The organism is Arthrobacter sp. LjRoot78 (genome assembly GCF_964254335.1).
Lineage (GTDB): Bacteria > Actinomycetota > Actinomycetes > Actinomycetales > Micrococcaceae > Arthrobacter.
In genome coordinates this window covers 3931780-3957386 of the sequence record NZ_CAXUTG020000001.1, presented here as the reverse complement: position 1 = coordinate 3957386, position 25607 = coordinate 3931780, and the positions used below count along the sequence as shown (strand labels likewise).

26 protein-coding genes are annotated in these 25607 nt (G+C 64.9%); 12 read left to right on the top strand and 14 right to left on the bottom strand.

The window, feature by feature from the left end; all coding sequences use genetic code 11:
- Positions 1–115: 115 nt before the first annotated feature.
- Positions 116–1039 carry an AEC family transporter gene (locus tag ACSQ1X_RS18385; protein WP_436058734.1) on the top strand — a complete coding sequence of 308 codons (924 nt, stop codon included), beginning with the start codon at positions 116–118 and terminating at the stop codon, positions 1037–1039.
- Positions 1040–1109: 70 nt separating this feature from the next.
- Here the strand turns inward: ACSQ1X_RS18385 and ACSQ1X_RS18380 are convergent, their stop codons facing one another.
- The 7 genes from ACSQ1X_RS18380 to ACSQ1X_RS18350 all read right to left on the bottom strand — a co-directional run bounded on the left by ACSQ1X_RS18380 (position 1110) and on the right by ACSQ1X_RS18350 (position 9495).
- Positions 1110–2411, bottom strand: a complete 1302-nt coding sequence (locus tag ACSQ1X_RS18380; RefSeq protein WP_436058733.1) for an alkaline phosphatase family protein — start codon at positions 2409–2411, stop codon at positions 1110–1112.
- Positions 2408–4051, bottom strand: coding sequence for an alkaline phosphatase D family protein (locus ACSQ1X_RS18375; protein WP_436058732.1), 1644 nt, complete (start codon positions 4049–4051; stop codon positions 2408–2410). The genes ACSQ1X_RS18380 and ACSQ1X_RS18375 overlap by 4 nt, the downstream gene beginning before the upstream one ends.
- 155 nt (positions 4052–4206) lie before the next feature.
- A complete protein-coding gene (locus tag ACSQ1X_RS18370; RefSeq protein ID WP_436058731.1) occupies positions 4207–5589 on the bottom strand; it encodes an MFS transporter in 1383 nt (460 codons plus the stop codon).
- Between the two features lie 35 nt (positions 5590–5624).
- A complete protein-coding gene (locus tag ACSQ1X_RS18365) occupies positions 5625–6545 on the bottom strand; it encodes an amidohydrolase family protein (protein WP_436058730.1) in 921 nt (306 codons plus the stop codon).
- Between the two features lie 26 nt (positions 6546–6571).
- On the bottom strand, positions 6572–7255 hold the full coding sequence (gene ligK, locus ACSQ1X_RS18360; protein WP_436058729.1) for a 4-carboxy-4-hydroxy-2-oxoadipate aldolase/oxaloacetate decarboxylase: 684 nt from the start codon (positions 7253–7255) through the stop codon (positions 6572–6574).
- A 24-nt stretch (positions 7256–7279) separates the two neighbouring features.
- Positions 7280–8305: an amidohydrolase family protein gene (locus ACSQ1X_RS18355; RefSeq protein ID WP_436058728.1), complete on the bottom strand. Its 1026-nt coding sequence runs from the start codon at positions 8303–8305 to the stop codon at positions 7280–7282.
- On the bottom strand, positions 8302–9495 hold the full coding sequence (locus tag ACSQ1X_RS18350; RefSeq protein WP_436058727.1) for a 4-oxalomesaconate tautomerase: 1194 nt from the start codon (positions 9493–9495) through the stop codon (positions 8302–8304). Before ACSQ1X_RS18350 ends, ACSQ1X_RS18355 begins: the two co-directional genes overlap by 4 nt.
- 188 nt (positions 9496–9683) lie before the next feature.
- Between ACSQ1X_RS18350 and ACSQ1X_RS18345 the strand changes: the two genes are divergently transcribed.
- Entirely contained in the window at positions 9684–10343 is a 660-nt protein-coding gene (locus ACSQ1X_RS18345; RefSeq protein WP_436058726.1) for a GntR family transcriptional regulator, read from the top strand.
- A gap of 42 nt (positions 10344–10385) precedes the next feature.
- Here the strand turns inward: ACSQ1X_RS18345 and ACSQ1X_RS18340 are convergent, their stop codons facing one another.
- The gene (locus ACSQ1X_RS18340) at positions 10386–12260 is read right to left on the bottom strand and encodes a Na+/H+ antiporter (RefSeq protein ID WP_436058725.1); all 1875 of its coding nucleotides are present in this window, start codon (positions 12258–12260) and stop codon (positions 10386–10388) included.
- A 184-nt stretch (positions 12261–12444) separates the two neighbouring features.
- Here ACSQ1X_RS18340 and ACSQ1X_RS18335 point away from each other — a divergent pair, with 184 nt between their 5' ends.
- Positions 12445–13488 (top strand): metallophosphoesterase, encoded by a 1044-nt coding sequence (locus ACSQ1X_RS18335; protein WP_436058724.1) that lies wholly within the window; start codon positions 12445–12447, stop codon positions 13486–13488.
- Positions 13489–13527: 39 nt separating this feature from the next.
- Complete coding sequence (locus ACSQ1X_RS18330; protein WP_436058723.1) at positions 13528–13887, top strand: TfoX/Sxy family protein; 360 nt, start codon at positions 13528–13530, stop codon at positions 13885–13887.
- Positions 13888–13923: 36 nt separating this feature from the next.
- Here ACSQ1X_RS18330 and ACSQ1X_RS18325 read toward each other — a convergent pair whose 3' ends face one another.
- Positions 13924–14403: an NUDIX domain-containing protein gene (locus tag ACSQ1X_RS18325; protein WP_436058722.1), complete on the bottom strand. Its 480-nt coding sequence runs from the start codon at positions 14401–14403 to the stop codon at positions 13924–13926.
- A 66-nt stretch (positions 14404–14469) separates the two neighbouring features.
- Between ACSQ1X_RS18325 and ACSQ1X_RS18320 the strand changes: the two genes are divergently transcribed.
- The 3 genes from ACSQ1X_RS18320 (at position 14470) to ACSQ1X_RS18310 (ending at position 16851) form a co-directional block, all read left to right on the top strand.
- The gene (locus ACSQ1X_RS18320; protein WP_436058721.1) at positions 14470–15243 is read left to right on the top strand and encodes an oxygenase MpaB family protein; all 774 of its coding nucleotides are present in this window, start codon (positions 14470–14472) and stop codon (positions 15241–15243) included.
- Between the two features lie 15 nt (positions 15244–15258).
- A complete protein-coding gene (locus ACSQ1X_RS18315; protein WP_436058720.1) occupies positions 15259–16173 on the top strand; it encodes a DUF817 domain-containing protein in 915 nt (304 codons plus the stop codon).
- Positions 16174–16587: 414 nt separating this feature from the next.
- On the top strand, positions 16588–16851 hold the full coding sequence (locus tag ACSQ1X_RS18310; protein WP_137324058.1) for a GlsB/YeaQ/YmgE family stress response membrane protein: 264 nt from the start codon (positions 16588–16590) through the stop codon (positions 16849–16851).
- A gap of 99 nt (positions 16852–16950) precedes the next feature.
- Here the strand turns inward: ACSQ1X_RS18310 and ACSQ1X_RS18305 are convergent, their stop codons facing one another.
- On the bottom strand, positions 16951–18198 hold the full coding sequence (locus ACSQ1X_RS18305) for an NYN domain-containing protein (RefSeq protein WP_436058719.1): 1248 nt from the start codon (positions 18196–18198) through the stop codon (positions 16951–16953).
- A 225-nt stretch (positions 18199–18423) separates the two neighbouring features.
- Here ACSQ1X_RS18305 and ACSQ1X_RS18300 point away from each other — a divergent pair, with 225 nt between their 5' ends.
- Complete coding sequence (locus tag ACSQ1X_RS18300; protein WP_436058718.1) at positions 18424–19854, top strand: amino acid permease; 1431 nt, start codon at positions 18424–18426, stop codon at positions 19852–19854.
- Between the two features lie 72 nt (positions 19855–19926).
- Entirely contained in the window at positions 19927–20703 is a 777-nt protein-coding gene (locus ACSQ1X_RS18295) for an IclR family transcriptional regulator (RefSeq protein ID WP_436058717.1), read from the top strand.
- On the opposite strand, the gene ACSQ1X_RS18290 is transcribed toward ACSQ1X_RS18295, so the two are convergent.
- Genes ACSQ1X_RS18290 through ACSQ1X_RS18280 form a run of 3 tightly spaced genes read right to left on the bottom strand, consistent with a single transcriptional unit; the run spans position 20696 to position 22694 of the window.
- Positions 20696–21457, bottom strand: coding sequence for an IclR family transcriptional regulator (locus ACSQ1X_RS18290; protein ID WP_436058716.1), 762 nt, complete (start codon positions 21455–21457; stop codon positions 20696–20698). The genes ACSQ1X_RS18295 and ACSQ1X_RS18290 overlap by 8 nt on opposite strands.
- Positions 21458–21501: 44 nt before the next feature.
- A complete protein-coding gene (locus ACSQ1X_RS18285) occupies positions 21502–22251 on the bottom strand; it encodes a cyclase family protein (protein ID WP_436058715.1) in 750 nt (249 codons plus the stop codon).
- Positions 22248–22694: a hypothetical protein gene (locus tag ACSQ1X_RS18280; RefSeq protein ID WP_436058714.1), complete on the bottom strand. Its 447-nt coding sequence runs from the start codon at positions 22692–22694 to the stop codon at positions 22248–22250. Before ACSQ1X_RS18280 ends, ACSQ1X_RS18285 begins: the two co-directional genes overlap by 4 nt.
- Positions 22695–22842: 148 nt before the next feature.
- Between ACSQ1X_RS18280 and ACSQ1X_RS18275 the strand changes: the two genes are divergently transcribed.
- The 3 genes from ACSQ1X_RS18275 to ACSQ1X_RS18265 are packed head-to-tail and all read left to right on the top strand — an operon-like array spanning position 22843 to position 25103.
- Complete coding sequence (locus ACSQ1X_RS18275; protein WP_436058713.1) at positions 22843–24219, top strand: NtaA/DmoA family FMN-dependent monooxygenase; 1377 nt, start codon at positions 22843–22845, stop codon at positions 24217–24219.
- 41 nt (positions 24220–24260) lie between these two features.
- The gene (locus ACSQ1X_RS18270; protein WP_436058712.1) at positions 24261–24593 is read left to right on the top strand and encodes an ArsR/SmtB family transcription factor; all 333 of its coding nucleotides are present in this window, start codon (positions 24261–24263) and stop codon (positions 24591–24593) included.
- Positions 24594–24605: 12 nt separating this feature from the next.
- Positions 24606–25103: an SRPBCC family protein gene (locus ACSQ1X_RS18265; RefSeq protein ID WP_436058711.1), complete on the top strand. Its 498-nt coding sequence runs from the start codon at positions 24606–24608 to the stop codon at positions 25101–25103.
- Between the two features lie 100 nt (positions 25104–25203).
- Here ACSQ1X_RS18265 and ACSQ1X_RS18260 read toward each other — a convergent pair whose 3' ends face one another.
- On the bottom strand, positions 25204–25401 hold the full coding sequence (locus ACSQ1X_RS18260; RefSeq protein ID WP_011693996.1) for a hypothetical protein: 198 nt from the start codon (positions 25399–25401) through the stop codon (positions 25204–25206).
- Positions 25402–25607 lie beyond the last annotated feature (206 nt).

Sequence of the window (25607 nt, the reverse complement as noted above, 5' to 3'; positions counted from 1 at the left end):
CCTCAAGATTACGCCGCAGAATCTGCCGGTTACGGCCGCCGCTATAGGCTTGACCCGTTCCCAGTCAGCCGCGTCATCAGCCGGCCCTCCGGCAGAAAAGATTGAGGAAAACGGTTTGGACGGAGTCCTCAAGGGTTTCTTTGTTGTCAGCGTGGTGCTGCTCATCGGCTACATCCTCGGCAGAACCAAGGCGCTGGGCCCGCAGGGGAGCAAGGTCCTGTCCACCCTGACCTTCATGGTGGGGCTGCCCTGCCTCATGTTTTCCGCCATCGCGTCCCGGCACATTTCCGACGTCCTGAGCAGCACGGGCCTGATCTCCGTGGTGACGGCAGTGGCCGTCATGCTCGTGTTCACCGTTGCGGGTGCGATTGGCCGTTGGGGTGTCCGGCGCACCACCATCGGTGCGCTGTCCGTGGGCATCGTGAATTCCACGAACCTGGGTGTACCGTTGTCGCTCTACATCCTCGGCAGCGCCACCTACGTCACGCCCATCATGCTGTTCCAGCTGGCCATCCTGACGCCCATAGCCCTGACTATCCTGGACCTCACGGATCCGGCGGGGAAGCACGTTTCCATCTGGCGCATCCTCTCCATTCCGTTCCGCAATCCGGTAACCGTGGCGGCCATCCTTGGCGTGATGGTCAGCGCCGCGGGGATTGAAGTGCCCAGCCTGGTTCTGGATCCCTTGGCCCTGGTGGCCCAGTTGGCGGTCCCGCTGATGCTGATCATCTTTGGCATGTCGCTCCACGGACTCTCTGTCCGGCCCGGGCTCAGTGACCGTGTTCCCACCTCTGTGGCGGTGATCCTCAAATCCGCCATTCAACCGGCACTCGCCTGGGCGTTGGCCGCATTCGTCTTCCACCTCGACGCGTTCAGCACCTTCGTGGTCACGGCCTGCGCGATCCTTCCCACCGGGCAAAATGTGGTCCTCTACTCGGTCCGCTACGGCGCCGGTCAGGGCATCGCGCAGTCAACCGCCGTGTTCACCACGGTCCTGGCGGTCCCGCTCCTCCTGGGAGCGGCCTGGCTGTTCGGCTGACCGCAACACCCGGGAAGCGTCCGACGGCGGCACTCACTGGGGTGCCGCCGTCGTCGTCCGCTCAAGGAGGTCAGAGCCTCAGGGCGCTGGACCGCGACGTTCCGTCGTACCCGCCAGCCGGCGCCTTGAGTCCGTAAATGTCGCCGATGGTCGGTGCGACATCGACAGTCCTCGCCGGCTCCGAAGACACCGACCCCGGAACCACCAGCGGGCTGCCGCCGGAGATGAAGAATGGAATGGGCTCGGTGGCGGGGTGCCCGTGGTTGCCAGGGATGGGGTTGGACGCCACGTACGGGTCCGAGAAACGCCAGCCCGCACGGCAGTAGACCACGAGGTCTCCGGCTTCGGCCCCCAGGCGCAGGTCCGCGGGCCTGTTGACCGACAGGACGCCCTCATGCGCCGCGACCAACTGCCCGACGGCGGCCAGGCCTGCGGTGCGGTCGGCGTCGGAGCCGGTCCAGTAGAGCAGGTCCGCCCCGCCGTTCTGGGCGATTTTGATGTTGGACTGCAGCTCCGGCCGGGACTGCAGGATCAGGTCGACGGAAACCACGTTCGTGGGGATGGACCAGTCCATGGAGTGGTCCGCCAACACCATCACCACGCTGGAATCCCACTTGCCTGTGCTCTTGAGGTGGTCGATGAAACGCCCCACTTGCACGTCTGTGTCGGCGAGGGCAGCTTCACGTGCAGCCCGCAGCGTGGTTCCCGTGAGATCGGAGTGCCCCACGCGGTCGATGTCGCCGAGGTTGGTGAAGACGAAGTCCGGGTCGGGTCCACCCACCATCGCGAGCAGCGCGTCCATCGTGGCGGCGTCGGGCGCGTGACCGGTGACCGGCAGCAGCGGCTGGGGTTCCCAGCGGTAGCTGGCGCGGGTGCCGAAGATGCCGTAGAGGTAGTTCTTGCTCAGCACCGAGCCGGTGGTCAGTCCGCGCTCCTGCAACCGGTCCAGGAGGGTGGGGAAGTGCAGGTCCGTGGGCCGGTCGAGGTCGCGGACCAGGCCCTCGGCCCGATCGAAAATCGCGTTGGCCGGAACGCCTGAGCGGTCCGGGCGCACTCCCGTCATCATCATCACGTGGTTGGGAATGGTCTCCATGACAGGCAGTGAGCGAGCCGCCGGGAAATTCGTGCCGGCCGCACGCAGGCCAGCCAGCCTCGGCGTCAGCGTGGCGGTGATCTCGTCCGGGCGGCAGCCGTCCACCACGAGCACGTAGCTCCGGGTCCGGCCCGCCGCCGGCGCCGCCCACGCCGTTCCTTGCGCGGAGGAAAGGACGACGGCGGCACCGCCGGCAGCGGCGAACTTCAGGAACTGGCGTCGTCCCGGCGTCGAAGGTATGTTGCTGGCGGGCGTACGCTGCTGCGGTGATTGGCTCACTGGAGTCCTCCCTGTGCCGGGGTGACCTTGCCGGTGCCGGCTTGAACGTTGAACGATGTGGACAGCGTGGATCCTGAGCTGGCGGAGGTGCGTTCGGCGAGGACATACCAGTCCATCCGGACTCCGGCGGCCGTCACGTCCAGGACGGAATAGCCATGTGAGTCGAAATCAAGGTATTTCACGTGCGGGTTCGCCGCCTTGATGGCGTTCTCCACGGCGACGGATCCGGTCCGGGGCGGGACGTTCAGGATGTCATCGAGGTTGTCGCTCGTGACGGACGTGCACACCAGTTCCGTGGCCACGGAATCGCCGGTGGCAGGGTAGCTGGCCGGATCGGCGGGGATGTCGCAGGCCCAGCCGGAGTGGATGTCTCCGGTGAGGAAAACCGTGTCCTTGACGGCGTTGTCCCGCAGGTGGCGGACCACGCGGTTCCGGTCGGCCTCGTAACCGTCCCACTGGTCCACGTTGTATGGCACTCCGCTGATGCTCGTCCCGCCCATCAGCTTCTGGACCCCGGCCAGTTCCGCCGTGCTCAGGGTCGAGGGCACCCGGACGGGTGCGATCATGACCGGGTTGCCCACGAGCTTCCATTGTGGGCCCGTTGACTTGAGGTTGCCCAGCAGCCAGTCCATCTGGGCGGCGCCGGTGATCGTGCGGGCGGGGTCAGTGACCGCAGCATCCGTGCCGTTGGCCGCCTGCTGGTCCCGGTAGGAACGGAGGTCAAGCATGGACAGGCTGGCCAGCGAGCCGAAGTCCAGCCGGCGGTAAATCTGGCCGCCCGGTTCGTAGCGCACGGGCATCCATTCGGCGTAGGCCTGGTGCGCCGCGGCAAACCTCGCGCTCCACGCCCCTTCGGCGCCCTCAGTGTGGTTCTCGGCGCCGCTCTTCCAGGCGTCGTTGGCCGATTCATGGTCGTCCCAGGTCACGATGAACGGCGCGGCGGCATGCAGGGCCTGCAGGTCGGTGTCGGTCTTGTACTGGGCGTGGCGACGGCGGTAGTGGGCCAGTTGGGTCATCTCGTGCGCGGGTTCGTGTGGACGGACCAGCACGTCGCGCGCCTGGTATTCGCCCGGGCCGTATTCGTAGAGGTAGTCGCCGAGGTGGAGCACAGCGTCGAGGTCCCCGCGGGCTGCGAGGTGGCGGTAGGAGGAGAAATAGCCGGCCTGCCAGTTGGCGCAGGAAACGACACCGAACTTCAGCCGGTCCACCGGGGCGCCTGCCGCCGGTGCCGTGCGGGTGCGGCCAGCGGGTGAGATCTCCTGTCCGAAGATGAACCGGTACCAGTAGCTCGTTCCGGGGGCGAGCCGGCCCGCAATGACCTTGACGGTGTGGTCGCGGCCCGGGCCTGTGGAGGCAGTACCCCGGGCCGCCACTTTCGTAAACGCGGAATCGGCGGATACTTCCCATCGGACGGAAACGTCCGGGCCGGCACCACTGCCGGGTAGTGATTCCGGGGTGGGCGTCACGCGGGTCCACAGCAGCACACTGTCCGGCATAGGGTCTCCTGAAGCGACCCCGTAGCCAAAGACGCCGCTTTGGGAGGCTGAAAACGCTCCCGCGGGAGTGCTGGTGGCCATGGTTCCGGCCACGGCGGCCACTCCCGCTGAACGCAGAACTTGACGACGAGTAAAGGTAGTCATGCCTTCCAGTATTCCTACCCGCGAGTAGCGGATTGGGCTTTCCGGGCGCCTGTTTCCCCGTTGTTTGCCGAGTGTTTGCCCTTTAAGCAGCAATCGGACGACGGCGGGAACATTCCGCCGTCGTCCGCTCAGCTCTTGATGATCAGTTTCGGACCTTACACCTGATTCTTTGAAGCTGACGGGGCCAGATTCTGTGGCTTGGCGGGAGCCGCCAGACGTGTCTGCCGGGTTTTGGGCCCGAAGAAGGCCAGAGCGAGAGCGCCAAACAGCCAGGTGCCGGCGATGAAGAAGAAGACGCTTTGGTATCCGCTGCCGTTGTACAAGGCCGCGATGATCAGCGGACCTGCGGCATTGGAAAGCCGGCCCAAGCCGTACGAGACGCCCGTTCCCAGGGAGCGGCCTGCTGTGTCGAACAGTTCCGGCGAGTAGGCATAGGCGAGGGCTGTGTAGCCGCGCTCGAAGAGATTCACGAGGAACCCGAAAACGACGATCAGGATCGGGTTGAAGGTGAGCCCGTAGAAGAGTCCGCAGATCGCGATGGTCGTGCCGAACACGACCAGGCACCATTTACGCTCGAAGCGGTCCGTCACTAGGGAGGCCAAGAAGGATCCCAGCGGTGCTCCTACGGTGGTCAGCGCCACGTAGAAGATGGAATTTTCCACGCTGAAGCCTTCCTTGGCCAGCAGCGTCGGTGCCCAGCTCGAGTATCCAAAGAAGCCAACCGTCTGCGTCACCCACAGGACCGTTAGGAGGAGGGTGGGGCCGAGGTATTTCTTTTGGAGCAGTAGCTTGAACGGGGCCTTGGCTTTGGTCGTTTGTGCTGAGGTGGCCGGCGCAGCAGGGGTGGCCAGCGGTCCCTTCTCCGCGGCAACGCGTTCCTCGATCTCGGCGAGGGCGGCGTCGGCCTTGCCGTACTCGCCTTTACTCTCGAACCATCGGGGGGACTCCTTCAGGTAGCGCGTGAAGAAAATGAAGACAATGCCAAGCGATCCCCACAGGAACACCAGCCGCCACGACCAGTCGCTGAGCGGAACCACCACGCTGGCGATGAGGTTGGTGGCGGGGGTTCCGCAGATTCCGATGACGATGGCGTAGGCCTGGTATTTGCCGCGGACGGCGGCCGGAAAGATCTCGTTGACGTAGATGACCGCAACCACGGTCATCGCTGAGAGACCAGCCGAGGTCAGTACCCGGAAGACTCCGAGCGAGATGATGTCCCAGGAGAAAACGGCGGCGAATGAGAAAGCGGAGAACCATAGCGTTGTAATGACCAGCGCCTTCTTGCGTCCCCACCGGTCAGCGAGCCAGCTCGCGATGAGCGACCCGAAGAACATGCCGACAAACGATGCGGACGTGACGTACGCGATCTGGTTGATCGTGACGCCCCACAGCTTGATGAGTTTGGGGACGGTGGTGGCAAAGCTGTTGATGTCCGCGAATTCGAAGAAGTACGCGAAGGATACGGCGACCAAGGTGATCTTGTGGAATTTGGAGATCGGAAGCCGGTCGAGCCGGTTTGCCGCATTGGAGTGCATCATTGGATTCCTCTGGGAAGATGGGGTCGGGGAAGGGGCTAGGCGTCGTCGCCAGGCCAGTAAAGCCGCATCGGGTTGTCGACGAGCAGCTTGTGCTGTTGCTCGGCGGTCACCGCCACCTGCGGTATGTAGTCGACGAGGAGCCCGTCATCGGGCATGTGATCCGTGAGGTTGGGGTGCGGCCAGTCAGTGCCCCACAGCACGCGGTCCGGGAACTCCGCGATGACCCGGCGCCCGAACGGCACTGCGTCCGTATAGGCGTGCTCCTGGCCGTCGAGCGCCGGCGGGCCGGTGAGGCTGAGACGCTCCGGACAACTGACTTTGACCCACACATTGTTCCTGTCAGTGAATCGCAGAAAGCGGGCGAACTCGGGGCCGTCAACTGGCTTGGTGACGTCCGGACGCCCCATGTGGTCCACCACGAGCGGGGTGGGAAGAGAAGCGAAGAAGCCTTCCAGCTCCGCGAGGTCTGCACCCTCGAAGTAAATGACGATGTGCCAGCCCAAGGGAGCGATCTTTTCGGCAATAGCGGCGAGGTCGTCCTTCGGGGCGGCGCTGACCAGCCGTTTGAGGAAGTTGAACCGCACGCCCCGCACGCCGGCCTCATCCAGCCGCCTGAGCTCGGCATCAGTCACGTCGGGCCGGACCGTCGCGACGCCCCGTGCCCGGCCGCCGGAAGCCTGGACCGCGTCCACCATTGCGCTGTTGTCAGCGCCGTGGCATGTCGCCTGCACGATGACGTTGCGGCTGACTCCGAGGTGGTCGCGAAGGGCGAATAGCTCCTCCTTGCCTCCGTCCCCGGGGGTGTACCTGCGCTCCGGAGCGAAGGGGAACTCGGCCCCGGGACCGAAGACGTGGCAGTGGGCGTCCACCGTCCCCTGCGGGAGGGCGAAACGGGGTGTGGAGGGGTTGCGATACCAGTCCAGCCAACCGGGGGATTTAGTAAACGGGGCACTCATGAGTTCTCCTGTGACCAGACTATTCATCAGTCGATGTACCGCAAGCCGGCCGCGGTCAGCGGCTGCCGCATGGAATAGATGTCGAGTCCAAGCTCGCCCGTCGCGAACCGCTGGCGCTTGCCCTCTTCGTTTGCTTCGCGCTGCCGGGCCGCTTCTGCCACGTCTGCTGCACGGCTGGCCGGAATCACGACGACGCCGTCGATGTCACCGATTACGACGTCGCCGGGGTTGACCAGGGCGTTGGCGCAAACGACCGGAACGTTGACCGAGCCGAGCGTGGCTTTGATAGTGCCTTTGGAGTTGATGGCCCTGCTGAAGACGGGAAAGTCCATCTCCTGCAAGGAGGCAACATCCCGGCAGCCACCGTCGATCACCAGTCCCACGCCGCCCTGGGCACGGACGGACGTGGCGAGCAGATCGCCGAAGAACCCGTCCTCGCATTCAGTGGTACACGCAGCGACGAGGACATCGCCGGGCTGGATCTGTTCGGCTGCCACGTGCAGCATCCAGTTATCACCCGGCTGAAGCAGTACCGTGACCGCGGTGCCGCACAGCCTGGCCGTGGGGTAGACCGGGCGGATGTAAGGGCGCATCAGGCCCAGGCGGCCCATGGCTTCATGGATTGTGCTGACACCGAATGCCGCCAGCGCGTCGACGTCCGCGGGGGAGGTCCGGTTGATATTTCGGTGTACGACTCCGAGTTCCTGCATGGATCTGTGCTCCTTGTAAGTGTTTTAGCGGCCCTGCTGCTTGAGAAGGGCATTCAGCCGCGGGTAGACGGCGCGGGCGTTGTGTTCCTGAACGGCGGCCAAGTCAGCCTCTGAAAGGCCGGCGTTATCGATGTACCGGGCGGTGTCGTCGAAGTTGTGCCCCGTGCAAGGGTCGATGTCCCGGACGGCCCCGATCATTTCGGAGGCGAAGAGGATATTGCGGGTGGGCACCACGTCCAGCAGCAGGTCGATGCCTGGCTGGTGGTAGACGCAGGTGTCGAAGTAGACATTCCGCATCACGTGTTCTTCCAGCGGAGGCTTCTTCAACGCCATGGCCAGACCCCGGAAACGTCCCCAGTGGTAAGGCACGGCGCCCCCGCCGTGGGGAATGACCAGCCTGAGCGTGGGGAAGTCCGCGAACAGATCGCCTTGGACCAGCTGCATAAAGGCGGTGGTATCGGCGTTCAGGTAGTGGGCTCCGGTGGAGTGGAAGGCCGGATTGATGCTGGTGCTGACGTGGATCATCGCCGGAATGTCGTACTCGACCATCTTCTCGTAGATGGGATACCAGGACCGGTCGGTGAGCGGCGGCGCCGTCCAATGGCCGCCGGACGGGTCGGGGTTCAGGTTCAGCGCCACTGCACCGTACTCCTCCACGCACCGCGTGAGTTCGGGGATGCAGGTGGCGGGGTCGACGCCGGGGGACTGGGGGAGCATGGCCGCCGGCACAAAACGCTCGGGGTAGAGTTCGCTGACCCTGAAACAGAGTTCGTTGCAGATGGCTGCCCACTCTGCGGAGGTCTCGAAGCCGCCGACGTGGTGGGCCATGAACGAAGCCCGGGGGGAGAAGACGGTCAGGTCGATTCCGCGCTCGTCCATGAGGCGCAACTGGTTTCCTTCGATGCTTTCCCGCAGTTGGTCATCCGTAATGCGCAGTTCTGCCGGGACAGGGGCTTCAGCCTGGTTTTCGAGGCCGGCGATCTGCCGGTTCCGCCACTGCTCCAATTCCACGGGGGCCGTGGTGAAGTGGCCATGGCTATCGATGATCATGAGTGCTCTTCCTTAGGCGAGGCCGCATCAGGGTTCCAGATACGGCAGGGTACGAAGACGTCGCCGGCCATAATGAGCCGGGCCGTGCGCAGCAGCGCTGACTTGATCACGCGCTGGGGGTTTACCGGGTCAAGGCCCAGTTCAATGCTGAACTCCCCGGCCGGATGCTCCACGGACACTTGGATTCGGGGGCCGGAGCCAACCCTCGCGACGTCATGTGCGACAGTTCCCTCGATCACGCAGGCGGTTGCCGCTGTGACTGCGGCCAGGACGCCGATGGAGTCATGGCAGACGTGGGGGATAAAGCTGCGGGTGTTGATCGCGCCGCCCTGGGCTGGCGGCGAAACGAGCGTCATTTTGGGATAGTTCCTGCCCGTCACATCACCGAGGCCCATCAGTTCGCCGCAGGCAAGGCGCAGGACCTCCAAACGGGACTTGAGATCCTGGTCCCCGTTCAGTGCCGCCGTCGACTCGTACCCAGTGCGGCCGAGCGGGGCTGCGGCAACGATCACCAATGGCTGGCCGTTGTCGATGCACGTCACCTCCACAGGTCCGATGCCGGGCACGTCCACGCGGTCACGGACGTTACCCGTGGGCAGGAGCGACGAACACACCGACCCGGCCGTGTCGAGGAAGTTGATGGAGATAGGCGCGGCGGCTCCGGGGACGCCGTCAATGCGCGTGTGGCCGGCGTACTCCACATACCGGCCGGACTCACCGGCCGGGGTAGGCACGGTGATCTCGGCTACAAGGCCCGTGTTGAGGGTGAGGACCCGGGCCGTTGTGGTGTCGTCGTGGGCGGTGAGGAGACCGGACTCCAGCGCAAAGGGCACCACCGCCGCGAGCATGTTGCCGCAATTGGGAGTCAGGTCGACGACGTCGCTGTCCGGCTGGAGTTGGGCAAACCGGAACTCCAGATCCACGCCGTCGCGCTCACTGACGTCGACGATGCCGGCTTTGCTTGTCAGCGGAGCGGCGCCACCCACTCCGTCGATTTGACGGGGATCGGGGGATCCCATCGCTGCCAGCAGTATGGCGTCGCGGGAAGGCTGGTCCTGTGGAAGGTCGTCGGCCCGGAAGAAGGGTCCCTTCGAAGTACCTCCGCGCATGAACCAGCACGGAATCGCGGTCTGGCTGCCTTGGACACGCGGGCGGCCCTTCTTGTTTCCCTGGATGGTCGCTTGAACCACGGTGTTCGCTCCCTCGTTAGTGATGCAATACACACAACGATAACCGTTGACGAAATTGTTAGCAATATCGTCAGCAAAACTTTTTGCAGCCTGTCCGCGCACGCAGTGCGGCTGATCCTGGTAGCGCTGACAAAATTGTTTACAATGCAAGGAGAGAGTTCACCCAGAGGAGTTCCGAAAGGGGCAGCGTGACAACCGTTGACGAGAGCGTCGGAGGAGCCCTTTCTGCCCAGGAGTTGGCTGACCTTTTGCGCAGCGCGATCATCAGGGGCGAGCTCGTGCCAAAGCAGCGGCTCGTGGAAGCCGACCTGGCGGCCGAGTATGGGGCCAGCCGGGGCAACGTTCGCGTCGCTTTGTCCGAGCTGAGCGTCGAAGGGCTTGTTGAGCGTGTCCAGAACCGCGGGGCCAGGGTCAGGGCCGTTTCTGTCGATGAGGCGTTGGAGATCACGGAAGTGCGAGCCGCACTCGAGGCGCTGTGTGCCCGGAAGGCAGCAGAGAGAATAACCGACGCTGAATCGGACGAACTCCGGGGGCTTGCCAAGGAGATGGAGGAAGCGGTCCAACGCGGCGACAGGGAGTCATACTCGGCGTGCAATCAACGCCTCCATGCCAAGATCATTGCGGTGAGTGCACAGAAGACAGCGGCAGCAACCATTCAACGGCTGCGCGGCCAGGCCGTGCGTTTTCAGTTCCAGCTGGCCCGTCAGCCGGGGCGCCCCAGTGTCTCCCTCCCGCAGCACCTGGCCATTATCGATGCCGTGTGCCGGCACGACCCGGACGAGGCAGCCGAGGCCATGCGGCTGCACCTTGAAAGCGTGGCAGACGCTATCCGCGCCACGAACAGCTGACCTCGGGCTTGTGGCCCATGTTCGAAGCTGTGCGCCCGGCCATCACCCCAGCAGGTCGTCCTTGTAGCACCAGCGCCAGTCCTCGCCCGGCTCGATGCTCCGCATCACCGGGTGGCCGGTGGCCTCGAAGTGCCTGGAGGCGTGCGTTCCGGGGGAGGAATCGCAGCACCCCACGTTGCCGCAGGCCAGGCACATCCTGAGGTGCACCGTCGTCGTGCCTTCCCGGACGCAGTCCGCGCAGGAGGCGTCGCGGGGCACAGCGGGGGAGCGGGCGGACTCCAGGTGACCGCACACCCCGCCGGGCCTGGCGATGCCCTCCCCGCCGCCCTCGCCGGAAGTGTCCAGTTCATTCAGGGAAAGGTCGAGCATCGATTCCTCAACGTCCAGCCGGTCCAGGACTTCGCTGAGGACCTCGTGGGCGTACTCGCCGCCCCTACGCAGCTCCAGCACCTTCGCGCGTTCAGCTTCCAGCATGGCAAGCCGCAGCTGGGCGTAGCGCTGGCTGGGGGTCGCTGCTTCCGACGCGGGCCGGCCCAGTCGCTCCCAGGCCGCCAGCCCGCGCTCCTGGGTCCGCCGCTTCAGCATCGCCACCACCTCCGGCGGGTCGTTGTCGGTGCGCAGTTCCTGCAGGCGGGCCACTCCGGCAGAGGTGGCGAGCTGCATCAAAGAGGCCTGGTTGAGGGCGTCCTCGCGCTGGTCCGGACCCTGCACGCGGAGCAACCGGACCAGCCCCGGAAGAGTGAACCCCTGCAGCGTCAGCGTGCCGCCCACCACCACCAGGGCGGCCAGAATCAACACCGAACGGTGTTCCAGTTCCGCGGGCAGCACCAGCACCGCGGCCAGCGTCACCACCCCGCGCATCCCGGCCCAGGACACGATCGCGGCGAACTGCCAGGGCGGTGCCGGGTCCGCCCGCCGCACGGACGGAATCAGCCGGGGCAGGTACGTTGCCGGGAACACCCACACCGGCCGGAGCACCAGCACCGCCAGCAGGATCACGGCGCAACCGGCCCAGATCCGGCCGGCGCCAAGCGAGTCGTCCTGGACGCCGTCGATGATGGTCCGGACCTGCAGCCCGATCAGCAGGAATACGGAGTTTTCCAGCAGGAACTGCACCGTGTTCCAGTTACTCCGCTGGCTCAGCCGTGCGGCGCCGTTGGGCATGGACGGCGCCTTTGTCCCCATCACGAGCCCGGTGACGACGACGGCGAGCACCCCGGAGGCGTGGATCGCCTCGGCCGGAAGGTAAGCGACAAACGGGGCAACGAGCGACGTCGAAGTGTTGATCGCGACGTTTCGGATCCTCTTACGGAGTACGGTCAGCACGTAGGCGGCGGCCAGGCCTACCACCAGGCCACCGCCGGCGGCGAGCAGGAATCCGCCCGCGATCCCGGCCGCGGACACGGACCCCGAGATGGCGGCGATGGCAGCACGGAGGCAGACCAAGGCCGTGGCGTCGTTGACCAGGGATTCACCCTCGAGGATGGTGACAATCCGGCGCGGCATGCCCACCTTCCGTGCGATGGCCGTCGCGGCCACCGCATCAGGCGGCGCCACGACGGCGCCGAGCGCGATCGCGGCGGCCAGCGGGATCTCCGGGAACAGCCACCACACCACGAAGCCCACGGCGAGCGTTCCGAAGATGACATAGCCCACCGAGAGCAGCCCGATGGCGCGGCGGTTGGAGCCGAAATCAAAGAGCGAGGTCCGCAGCGCGGCGGCGTACAGCAGCGGCGGCAACAGCCCGACGAGGACCAGTTCCGGATTCAGTTCAATGTGCGGAACGAAGGGGAGGAACGACCCCGCGACGCCGGCCAGCACCAGCAGCAGCGGCACCGAGACGTTGAGCTTCCGGCCCAGGGCGCTCCCGGCACAGACCACCGCCACGAGAACCAACAGTCCCAGGGCGACCTCCATTGGGCCATTCTCTCAGGCACGAACAAAGGGCGGACAGCGTCCGGCCGCGACACTCACTGTTCACGGACCCGACACCGTGGGGTTCTCGCGCGTTCGTCCGCCACAGGCACTCTTTTCAGGCACCCTCGCTCACGGCCGGATCGCTTGGGCGGAATCCCGTTGAGACGCACCAAGGAGAACCTCTGTGCTCATAAAAAGCGCTGCCACCGCCCTCGTGGCACTCATGTCCCTGACCGGGTTTGCGGGCCCGTCCGCTGCCGCCAACGCAGGTGAAGACGATGCCGGACAGCAGGCATTCAGCTTCGGCGTCATCGGCGACATCCCCTACGGCGATGCCGAAATCGCCAAGTTTCCCGCCCGCATCCAGGACATCAACGCCGACAGCAGCCTGGATTTCGTCGCCCACGTGGGCGATATCAAGAACGGGTCCTCCGTTTGTTCGGATGAATACTTCGAATACATCCGCGCCGAATTCGACACCTTCGAACACCCGCTGGTCTACACGCCCGGTGACAACGAGTGGGTGGACTGCCACCGTGGAAACAACGGCGCCTACAACCCGCTCGAACGGCTGGCCAAGCTTCGGGAAGTCTTCTTCAACGAGCCCGGCAAGACCCTCGGGAAGACGATGCCCTTGAAGACACAGGAAGACCTCGGGCTGCCCGAGAACGTCCGCTTCACGAAGAACCGCGTGGCGTTCTCCGTGGTCAACGTCCAGGGCAGCAACAACTCGCTCCTGCCCTGGACCGGCATCGGCGAAACCTCGGTCACGCCCGAGCAGCAGGCCGAAGTGGAGCACCGCACGCAGGCTGTCCTCGAACAGGTGCGGGACACGTTCCGGGACGCGACCCGCCGCAACGACCGTGCAGTGGTGCTCATGACCCAGGCGGACATGTTTGATCCGTCGCTGCTCGCCGCTGCCACGGCGAACCCGGACTCCGTGTCGGGCTTCCGTGAAATCGTCCGGACGGTCACCGAGGAAACCAACCGTTTCGACGGCCCGGTATACCTCATCAACGGCGACAGCCACGTCTACGCCGAAAACCGGCCCCTGGCCGAAGGCTCGCCCTGGCTGACCATCTACGGCCAGGAAGCGGCGGATGACCTGCAGCGCATCACCGTGGACGGTTCAGCCAACGCCACCAACTACGTCAGGTTCACGGTGGCGGCCAACAGCGCCACCGGCCCCGCCGCCCTGTCCTGGGAAAAGGTCCCCTTCCAGGAGTAGACGGGTGATAATGAAGGCCCCGGACCGGAAGGCGCCCTCATGGAAATGGCAAAGCCCACTGAGGCTGACAAAGAGCAGTTCAGGTCACTGCTGGCAGCGCTGCCGGGCATCGAGATCAAGCCGATGTTCGGGAACCTCGGCGCCTTTGTCAACGGAAACATGTTCGCGGGGCTTTACGGCTCCACCTTGGGCTTGAAGCTCACGGATGCCGACCGCGACGAGCTGATGGCGAGCCGGGAAACCCTGCCATTCATCTCCGCCGAACGGCCCATGGGCGGCTATGCGGGGCTCCCGGTACAAGGGTCGCCAGAAGAGATCGAGCCGTGGCTGGCCCGGGCGCTGGCGCACGTCGCCGAACTGCCGCCGAAGGCACCCAAGACTGCCAAACCGAAAAAGTGATGAACGACGACGGCGGGACCTCCCGGACTGTCCGGGCTAGTGCTGGATGCCGTCCCGGAGCCGCTGAACCAGGGCGTCAAGGATGGGCAGCTGGCCCTTCACCAGCTTGGTGCGCGCCTCGGACTCGCTGAACCAACGGGCGTCGTCGATCTCGGGATAGTGGTTGATGATGCCGGACCCCCTGGGCCATTCCAGTGGGAAGGTGTTGCTGACGATGCTTTCGGGCTGGAAGTCCCAGTCGGCCGCGAAAGCCGTGATGATCTTGCCTGAGGGTTGCCTGAAAGCGCCCAGTTCGAAGTAGTCGGCCGGCGGTGCCGGAGTGCCCATTTCCTCGGCGAACTCGCGCCGGGCGGCCGTCAGGGCATCCTCGTCCTCGGGGTATTCACCCTTCGGGATGGACCACGCGTGCTCGTCCTTGCGGGCCCAAAAAGGTCCGCCCATATGGGCTATCCAGACCTCCAGGCGGGCTTCCGGGTTCCACCGGAAAAGCAAGATCCCTGCGCTGCGAACCGTCATGTTGCCTCCTGTTCCAAGGCTATACGCCGGCGGCGGCGAGGGTCGGCTCTCGGGTAGTGTGTGGGCATGGTGCGTGGACTTGCCGACATGGGAGCAGAAGGCGTTCTGCTGGCCGGGGCAGGGCGGGCAATCCTGCTGCAGATCGCGAACCCGGCAGTGGGCCACGGCGTTGCCGAGCACAGCAACTTTGCCGATCGTCCGCTCGAACGGCTTCGGGCCACCCTCACCTACGTGTATGCAGTGGTGTACGGGACTGAAGACCAGGTGGCAGCGGTGCGCCGCAGCGTGAACCGCGCCCACGCCCCCGTCCGCCGCAAACCTGACGCCGGCTCCGCGGGCTACAGCGCCTTCGACGCACAGTCCCAGCTCTGGGTGGTGGCAACCCTGTACGACACGGCCGTCACCATCTACGAAAAAATCTACGGTGCGCTGGACGACGAAGCCGCTGACCTCATGTACCGGGACTACGCGAGAATCGGCACGGCACTGCAGCTTCCCGCGGAGCTGTGGCCGGCTGACCGCGCGGCATTCGGCCGTTACTGGGAGGGTTGCCTGCAGGGGCTGGAGGCCGATGCCGTTGCGTCAGGCGTGGCCCGCGGCCTGCTCTATCCGACAGACCCCCGGACCTGGCAGCGTGCGGTCATGCCGCTGGCCCGCTTCATTACCGCAGGGCTTCTGCCGGACCACCTGCGGCAAGGCTTCGGGCTGCCGTGGACTGAACGTCATGGCCGCTGGTTCGACCGCACCGTGCGGTGGTCCGCGGTGGTGTATCCACGGCTGCCGCGCCGGGTCCGGCACTGGCCAAAGAACTACTGCCTGGGCAGGCTCGGCGCAGCCTAGGGAAACGGGGGATCAGTGCGGAGCTTCACATCCGTAGAGCTTGTGATCGATCAGCGGGCCCATCGGTTTTTGGACAGTGCCCCTGCCGGAGGTGCCAGGTCAAGGGTCGCCGAGTTTGTGGTTTTCGGCCTCAAGCAGGGCTGGGCATGCATCTTTGGGGCCGCGCTTCTCGCCGTGCTCATGGCGGCCCGCCTGTGGTACCCGGACGACGCCGGTCTGGCCAGGAACGACTTCCTGACCCTCGCCGCCGTCGTCATCCAGATCCTGATGGTGGCCACACGGCTGGAAACTGTCCGCGAGCTGAGGGTTATCGTCCTGTTCCACATCGTGGGAACGGTGATGGAACTGTTCAAGACCGACGTCGGATCCTGGTCCTACGAGGCCGAAGGTTTCCTCCGCATCGGGGCGGTCCCGCTCTTCAGCGGCTTTATGTACGCGGCGGTGGGTTCCTACATGGTCCGCGTCTACCGGCTCTTCGACCTGCGCTTCAGCCGGTACCCGCGGCGATGGATTACGGCGGTCATTGCCGCGGCCGTCTACGTGAACTTCTTCACCCACCACTACATCTGGGACGCCCGCTGGCTGCTGCTGGCCGCCGTCGTGACCGTCTTTGGACGGTGCGTCATGCATTTCCGCGTCTTCCGCCGGAAGTTCCGGATGCCGCTGGTCCTGGCGTTCGTCCTGGTGGCGCTGTTCATCTGGATTGCGGAGAACATCGCCACCTGGTCGGGGGCCTGGCTCTACCCCAACCAGGTGGACGGCTGGCAGATGGTCTCGCTGGACAAGCTGGTTTCGTGGTTCCTGCTGATGATCATCTCGGTGGTGCTGGTGGCCTGGGTCTACAAGCCGCAGCGACCGGAAGCGGCGGAGGATGCCGGCGGTGAAACCACTCTGCCCCTGGATGCCGGCATCGGGCCAGCCTCTCCCTGACGGAGGGGGCCTACGGTCCGGCCTTGGCAAACACCCGGCCGATGCGACGGTTACGTTCAGGGGCGGGACGGCCGGCCACTGGCGCTGGCCGCCGGTTTCGGTTCCACAAACGGACATGCTCGGCCTCCTCTTTCAGAAGCCAAGGCTACGAACCGGGGGGCATACCCGCTAGGGTATTTGGGCCTCAGGTGCTGTCCGTGGGTAGTCTGTGTTGGCAATTCACGTAGGCGGCCGCAATATTCGGGTGGCGGCCACTCGTGACGGGCCTGGTAGGACTCCTTAGAATCCACTCACCGGCAGGTGCCGGCAACCCGGACCGCGGAGTGGCAGCAGGCAACGGGCATTACCCCGTCCAGCAGGAATTCCTGCTCCTGCCGCAGCTAAGCGGTTCTCTCATTCGGAAGGAAGCTCGTCATGGGATTTCTCGGATTTCTCCTGCTCGGCTTGATCGCGGGGGCTATCGCAAAAGCTATACTTCCCGGCAGGCAGGGCGGTGGTTGGGTGGTAACGCTGGTTCTGGGTGTGGTTGGCGCCATCCTTGGCGGATGGATCGGCTCGCTGGTCTTCGGCGGCGGACTCGCTGACTTCTTCGATCTCAGGACCTGGCTGCTGGCTATTTTGGGGGCTGTGATCGTATTGGCGATTTTCGGCGCCGTTACGCGTCGAAGCCGGGCCTGACCCCCGCGGTCCGTGGGGCCGCAAACCGAAGAAAACCGAGACAGACGACGGCGGTTCCTCCCCGCCGTCGTCCTCTCACCGACGCCTGCCGGAGGGAAACTAGACCTCCAGATAGCCGCCACTGGCCCAGCGCCGCAGGGCCGCCTTCTCGGCGTCGTCGAACTCCATCAGCGCCACGCGGCAAAGCTCCTCCACGTCTTCTGTCCATGCCGCCGCCAGCCCTTCCGCCGTCGCATTTTCACTGAGCTGATAATTGACGTAGCCCAGACCTTGAATGACGAAGTTCACGGCACCGCGGGACACGGGCTGGCCGGCGGTGACACAGTCGTCCCGGACGAGCCGGGAGAGTTCGTTGCGGTTGACCGGCTGTTCGCGAAGCCTGGCCGCCATCGCCTGGAACAGTTGCCGGAACTGGGCGGCGGAGAGTGCGGGCACGTCCGTCACCCTGGTGACGCGTTCCTCGATACCGGGCTCGACGTCGGCGTCCGCGGGCAGGTCGTCACTGGAAAACCGCTGCGCGTCCCAGACCCAGCCGCCCCGTGAGGGGGAGTACTCAACGCTGTTGCCGATCTGGGCCACCCACGTCCCGAATTTTCCGTACCCTCCCCAGTCAGTCTTCAGGGAAGGGTCCGCCGTGAGTGCGCGGTGGGCCACCATCGCCCCGACCACCGGACCCGGGGCAGCGCGAACGAAGTCGCAGACCTCCCGGACCGCGGCGGAAGCGGTTTTCGACATGGTCTTGGGCTTGGATTTGGCAGCCGGCTGGACCTGCGGCGGCTGAACAGACGCCACGGCCCGGATGGGCTCGCCGGTGGTGCCGTTCAGGATGGCCACGAAGTCGTGGGACTCCACCACGCTGTCCGCCATCTCGCGGTAGGCGAAGGCCACGGCGCCGGCGGCGATGACCGTGGTCATCTTGTCAGCCGCCCGAAATCGCTGGATGAGCGACGTGAAATCAGCATCCGCCGAGGCGATGAAGAACTCGTCTATGCCTGCGCCGCCGGACAGTGCGTCCATCGCATCCAGCACGAGGTTGATGTCGGTGCTGGATTTCCCGCGCTGCGTCAGCGACGGGCAGTCGATCACACGGAAACCCGCACGGGTCCAGTACGTCCGGTATTTCGAGTACACCACCGGGTTCAGGTAGCAGTTTCGGATCAGGAAGCGGCGGGAACTTTCGGCGGAGCCGCCGGCGGACAGGGCGTCCGCCCAGTGCTTGGGATCCTCGGCGAACCGCTTCGCCGCCAGGGGATCGAGGGCCAGCAGACCCGTGTACACGTTGTCGAAGTCCACAAACATGGCCGCCCGGATTCCGGGTCGTCGGGCGGGGGAGGGCGACTCTTTCATCTGCCCAGTGTGCCAGCACGCCGGTGTAGCTGGGGAGCCTGAGTAGACCGGATTCGGGCGGCCTTAATGTTGTGCAATATAAACATTTGTGAATGCTTTTAAGGATCTTAACGCGGATTTGGTGCTAGTTTCATGACGCCGGGCGGGTGCGCCGACCTGGTCCCGGGTCCCGTCAGGCCACGGGCTAATCCCGTCCGCACGCCCACAAACTTCCGGGAGCAATTCATGGAACTCTCCTCCACTGCCAGCTTGGACCACCAGGTTTCCGTCACGGCCGGAACTACTCCCGGGCTCCGCCGGTCAATGGGCCCCCGGCACCTCGTGATGATCGCCATGGGCGGCGTCATCGGGTCCGGCCTCTTCCTCAGTTCGGGCTACACGATTTCCCAGGCAGGCCCGCTTGGCGCGGTCCTCGCCTATCTCGTGGGCGCCTTCGTCGTTTATCTGGTCATGGCCTGCCTCGGTGAGCTGGCCATCGCTTATCCGGTCTCCGGGGCGTTCCACATCTACGCAGCCAGGTCCATCGGTCCAGCCACCGGCTTCACCACGGCCTGGCTGTACTGGCTGTGCTGGGCAGTGGCCCTGGGGTCGGAGTTCACCGCGGCCGGACTGCTCATGCAGCGCTGGTTCCCGGGAATTGAGGTGTGGGTGTGGTGCATCGTCTTCGCGTCCATTCTGTTTGCCTTGAACGCCGTCTCATCGCGCTTCTTCGGCGAATCCGAGTTCTGGTTTTCCATCATCAAGGTGGGCGCCATCGTTGTCCTGATTGCCTTTGGCGGGGCCGCGCTGGTCGGGTTCCACCCGCTGGCCGGAGGTTCCCACCCGTTCCTGCTCGAAAACTTCAACACGTCGGGCGGACTGTTCCCCAACGGCTTCTCCGGCGTCCTGGTGACTGCCTTGGCGGTGTTCTACGCGTTCTCCGGCTCGGAACTCATCGGCGTCGCGGCGGGCGAAACCGCCAACCCCGAGACCAGCATTCCCAAAGCCATGCGGACCACGGTGTTCCGCCTGCTGATCTTCTTCGTGGGCGCCATCGCTGTCATCGCTGCCACCATCCCTTTTGACCAGGTGGGCCTTGACGAGAGTCCCTTCGTCACAGTCTTTTCCTCCATCGGCATTCCCTACGCGGCGGACATCATGAACTTCGTCATCATCACCGCCCTGCTCTCCGCCGGAAACAGCGGCCTGTTCTCCTGCGCCAGGATGCTCTACTCCCTGTCCGAGGAAGGGCACGCGCCGAAGGCTTTCCGGAAGCTCACCAAACAGGGGATTCCCTTCATCGCTCTTTGCGTCAGCATGGTCGGCGGGCTGGCCTCGCTGATCAGCAGCGTGGTCGCTCCGGAATCGGTGTATCTCGCCCTGGTGTCTGTCGCCGGGTTCGCTGTTGTCGGAGTCTGGATGTCCATCACGGCATCGCATTTCTTCCACAGGAGGGCCTTCGTGCGGAACGGCGGAAACATCGAAGACCTCGCCTATAAGGCCCCGCTGTTTCCGGCGGTTCCGATCCTTGCCTTCACTCTGTGCCTCGTCTCTCTGATCGGCATCGCCTTCGACCCGAACCAGGTAGCGGCCCTGTATTTCGGCATCCCCTTCGTCGCGGCCTGCTACGCGTTTTTCTACTTCAAGCACGGACGACGCCGGCAGCACGCGAGCTAGTCAGCCGTCGGTCACCGCAGCCTGCGCCGTGTGAGAATGGGCGTTGAGGTCCACCAGAGGGAGCGGTTCAGCTTGGAATTGTCGGAAGCGTCATCGCTGGGCCAGGGCCTTCGCCTTGTCCGGCTCATCATCGACCGCGAGAAGCAGGGCAGGCCACTGCTGGGCGTTTCGCAGCTCGCCGCCGAACTGGAGATGGACCAAAGCCGGGTGTCCCGGCTAACCCAGGAGCTGTGCGAACTAACCATTCTGGAGCGGGTGGAGCGCGGACCGTTCCGTGCCGGTCCTGCCTTCTTCCAGCTAGCGGCCAGCCTCAATGTCGGCTGGATCGGCCAGGCCAAGAGCGAGCTGGCACTCTTCGTGTCCGAGTTCGGGCTCCGGGCCCGGCTGTCAGTCCGCGACGGTGTGCGGGTGATCCTCCTCAGGACATCGAGCAATGACGCCGTGCTGGGAAGCTTTGTGAAACCGGGCATGGTCACACCTGTCTGGTGCACGGGATCAGGCCGTGCCCTCCTCTGGGACCACAAGGCAACAGAGGTTGCTGAGCTTCTGCAGGGTGTGGACTTCATCGGCGTGGGCGGCCCAAGGGCGGCCCACGCCGTGTCGGAAGTGTGCGAGTTGATGGCACATGACCGCCCGCAGGGTTTCATCAGGGCGGCCGAGGAGTTTGAGCACGACGTCCATGAGCTGGCCGTTCCCGTGCGGGATCCGGGCGGACGCGTCAGCGCAGCCCTCTCCGTCCTGGGCAGCCGTGCTGCTGTTGAGCTCCGGACCGAGGAAATTGCGGATGCCCTGCACTCGGCAGCACGGCGCCTCGCGGCGGTGGGTGCAGACGGCGCTGGAGTCAGCTAGGACGCCCCAGGGCCGCTTCAAGCCGGCCGGCCCATTTCAGGGCTGCGGAAGCAATTTCTTCGCACTTCGGCTCCAGCCGCGCCTTTGGCCCGACCACCTGCAAAGCAGCGATGGTCTCGGCGCGGAAGTCGCGCACGGGGACGGCCACGGAGTACAGGTTGGGCTCCGCCTCTTCATCCACAACGGAATATCCGCGCTCCCGCGCCCCGGCCAGGCGAGCAAGGAAGTCCTCGACGTCGACGGGAGTGTTGGGGCCATGGCGCATAAATTCAGTGTGGCTAAAGACGGCCCGGACCTCGGCGTCGCCGGAGTCCCACAGCAGCGCCTGGCCGGCGTCGCTGCAGTAAGCGGGGTAGGGCCGGCCGATCCACGAACCCACCATCCTGCTGTCCGATGGGACATGCTCACCGATCGTTACTGTGCTGTCCCCGTTGAGGACACCCAGGAAGCAACCTTCGCCGGTATCCTCGACGAGCCCCTCCAGAGCCGTCAATCCGTCGGTCCGGAGCCTTTGCTCAGTGAGTAACTGGGCATCCGTGTAGAGGCTCCAGTCCAATGAGTACTCCCGGTGTCCGCCACGGAGCAGGAAGTTCTCCTGCTGGGCGGCCTTAAGCCCGCGGGAAATCTGGCTACGGTCCTTGCCGAGGTCTGCGGCGATGTCCCCGACGGTCGCGCCGCGCGCTCCGCCCTCGTGACGGGACCCGACAGCCAAGACGACTTGCATTCCGCGGCCCATGCTGGAGATCTTCGACATGGATCCGATCTTAGTTCGTGGCAGCCGCCGGTCAGGGGGTGCCTCTAGTGGATCGCGAAGACCCGGGCGGGGAATCCACTTCCGCCTTGAGGCTTCGGCCACGTGGCAACCAGCACAGCCCCTGATTCAGGCAGGCCGTCCAGATTGGCGAGCAACTCTATCTGCCAGCAGTCCTGGGCAAGGATGTAGGTTTCCAGGCTGAAGTCCTGGTTCGACGTCGCCTTGCCCGGGTCCGTGTCGGTCTGTTCGTGGCCGATCGCCGTGATGTCCCGCTCGCCGACCAGGAAGGACAGCACCTCCCGGGACCAGCCCGGGGTGTGGCTGACGCCGTCGGAATCCCGGTTTGCCATCGACTCCGGGTCCGGCCAGCGCTTGCTCCAGCCGGTCCGAAGCGCTACGAACGCGCCGGACGGAATCCTTCCGTTGCGTTCCTCCCATGCTCTGACGTCAGCCAGGGTGGGCGTCGCGTCGGCGTCGATCGCGGTTCGCGTGCTGATGTCCAGCACCACCAGGGGCAGCACCATCTCTTCCACCGGGATGTTGTCCAGGCTTCGCCCGCCACGGATAAAGTGCGACGGCGGGTCCACGTGGGTGCCCCACTGGCCGACGATGGAGTAGACATGTGCCGTGAAGCCGTCGCCGTTTTCCAGGTCGAACAGGGCCGTCCTGCGTTCGTCCGGAAAGGCAGGGAAGTGTGGCTGGCCGGGGTGGAAGGCGTGCGTCAGATCCGTGAACGATCGGCCGGACAGCAACGACTGGAATCCTTCCCAGAGTCCGGTGGTCTGGACTGTCATGACGCCCGCCCCAGTGCCGGACGAACAGACGCTGCCGCGGAAACCCGGACCGGCTCGGAAAGTTCGATGACCGGCACCTCCCAAGGGTGAACTTCGATCATGCGCCCGACGAGCCGGCTGACGGCCTCGTCGGACAGGTCTGCGTCCAGGTAAGTGGTCAGGACAAAAGTGGGCGACAGGGTCCGCTCGCCCGCGCGGCCGAACGTGGGGTTTGCTGCCGCTGAAGCGGTGAACCCCTCGAAGCCGAAACTTGATTCGAACACGTGCCGGTAGTTGCCAAAGTCCCCGAGATCGGGGCAGGACTCCAGTGTGTCGAAAAGTGACGAGAGGCCGGGGTCCGTTTTCAGGACCTCCAGGTCACCCTCCACGAGCCGCCTCAACGAAACTGCGCCAATGGGCCAGTGGACGCGGAGTTTGCGCACACTTTTCATTGCAACGTCCATGTCCGGATGCCTCTTCCCTCGATCGGCCGGAGCCGCTCGTGCGGCTTGTGAATCATCCTGACAGACCATAATAGGCATTACAAGCATATGCGCTTGTATATGATGCACATAGATTTACCGTCCCGCCATGAAAGCGAAGTGATCCGCCTTGAGCACCCCTACCACCCCGCTGCTTTTCGCCCTCTACGAACAGGCCAGCGTCGGTTGCGGCGGTGCCCCAAGTCTCTGGACGCACCCGTTGGATGACCGCCTGTCGGTCAACTCCCTGGACCGCTGGCGGGACGTGGCCGTTACCGCGGAACAGGCCAACCTTGATGCGCTGTTCTTCGCCGACGTGCTGGGCCTTTATGACGTCTACGGCGGATCTGCCGACGCCGCCCTGGGCTGGGCCGTAGAGGCGCCGGCAAATGACCCGTTCATCTACGTCCCTGCGCTGGCGGCGCTGACGGAGCGGCTGTCCTTCGTCATCACGGCCTCGACCACCTATGAGCACCCGTTCTCCCTTGCCCGCCGCTTCGGCACCCTGGACCACCTCAGCAACGGCCGCATCGGCTGGAACATCGTCACGTCATACCTTTCCAGTGCGGCCAGGAACTTCGGTATGGACGAGATGCTCAAGCACGCGGACCGGTACGGCCGCGCGGATGAGTTCATGGATGTGTTCTACAAATTGCTGGAAGGCAGTTGGGCGGGCGACGCTGTTGTTGGCAGTAAGAGCGAAAAGATGTACGCGCGTCCCGGCTCTGTCCGGCCGATCAATCACGATGGCGAACATTTCCGGGTGGACGGACCGTCTTTGACCTCGCCGTCACCGCAGCGGACCCCCGCCCTGTTCCAGGCGGGGTGGTCTCCGCGGGGCCGCGAATTCGCCGCCAAGCATGCTGAAGTGATCCTGCTGCCCAAGAAGGATCCGCAGGAAATTGCCGAAGGCCTGGCGGACATCGACCGCCGGGCGCAGGAGGGCGGCCGTCCCGCCGGCGAGGTCCGCTCCATGGCGCTCGCCCGGATCATTACCGCGCCCACGGCGATCGAAGCGCAGGAAAAGTACGAGGAGCTGCAGCGCAACTACCACCTGGAGGCACAGCTCGTCAGCTATGCCGGCGACACCGGAATCGACCTCAGCAAATACGCCGACGACGAGCCGCTGGCTACGGCGTCCAACGGGCTCACGTCCTATGTGGTCAAGGGGGCGCCGCAGGACCGGCCGCTCACGGCCGGGGACGTGCGGCGCAAATTCTCCGAGGTCACGCGCGGAACGGACCTGCTGTTCATCGGTACGCCGGACGGTGTCGCCTCGCAGATCCAGGACCACGCGGCGGCGTCCGGGCTGGATGGCTACATGATCAACCCGCTGGTGAGCCCGGGTTCCCTGAATGACTTTGCCGAACTGGTGGTGCCGGAGCTTGCCAAGAGGGGGCTCTACGACATGGAACCGAAGAAGGGCACCTTGCGATCCCGGCTCCGGGCTGACGGTGCGGACCTGATAGCGGCTACGAGTTACGGGGCCGGGTTCCGCCAGCGTTAACCCATTGACACCCGGACACGACAGTCATATCCTACAACCAAATGGTTGTAGATCAGCTCAGTGATGCCGAAGTGGACCGCCTGTTCCAGGCGTTCGCCGATGCCACCCGTCGCGATATCGTCCGGCGGGTCACGGTGGCCGAGTATTCCGTTTCCGGCCTCGCCGCCCTCTACGCCATGAGTTTCGCCGCCGTCCAGAAGCATGTGGCGGTGTTGGAACGGGCTTCCCTGGTGACTAAGGAGAAGCGCGGAAGGGAGCAGGTCGTGCGGGGAAACCATGAAGGCCTGCAGAGGGCCCGCCGGCTGCTTGACGAGTATGAAGCGATCTGGCGGCAGCGCGCCGAGCGGATCGCAGACATTCTGGCTGAAGGATAGGAAGGTTGCGCAATGCCTGTTATCAGTTCCACCAAGAATCTTGAGGCCCTCAGCTTCACCCTTGTGGCGGAGTTCGACGCCGCCGTCGAACGCGTCTGGCAGATCTGGGAAGACCCTCGGCAGCTGGAGCGCTGGTGGGGCCCGCCCAACTATCCGGCCACGTTTGACCGGTTCGACTTCCAGCCCGGAGGGATGGCCGACTATTACATGACCACCCCCGAAGGCGAGAAGCCTCGCGGCTGGTGGCGCTTCACCGCAATTGACGCGCCGCGGAAGCTCGAGTTCGACGATGGCTTCGCTGACGAGTCCGGCGCTCCGGTGGACGCCATGGGAATCGCTCATGCAGTCGTGGACCTCGAGGACATCGGCGGCCGCACGCGCATGACCATCATGTCCACGTTCGAATCCGAGGAGCAGATGGAAGAAGTGATGAAGATGGGCATGGAGGAGGGTATGAGGGAGGCTGCAGGCCAGATCGACGCCGTTCTCACCGAGCACTCCCATGCCTAACGGGGCTACGGTTCGTCTCTGACTGATTAAGCCGAAAAGCCAGCGGACGACGGCGGGAATTCCCGCCGTCGTCCGCTGGCTTTTTATTGTGCCTGACGTCCTAGACTGCGGCGCCCTGGGCGGCGCTGCGGTTCAGGCTCACCGTAAAGGTGTTCGGCCCGCTGAGGGTGACGGCAACATCATTCCGGTGGGCGTTGGCCTTCGTGGAAATATCGTGCACCAGGGCGTCCAGCGTGTGATCGATAGCTGAGCGGTCCCAGATCTTAAGGGTTACGGAGTGATTGGTTTCGAACGTCATTATTCGGTGCCTCATTCATCAATTTGGTCATGGGCTTCGCGTCGGCGCGGAGCCCGGGACGGGACAATCCGTGAACGCTCAGAGGCCTTGCGCAGCTCGGCGAGCTCACTGGTTTGGCCTCGTTGCGTCCACTAGGTTGGGTCGTTCGTTGCCGCTGCATTCTCTGCGCCGAAGCGCGAAATCAGGGCTGGTGCGGTTGTGAAATC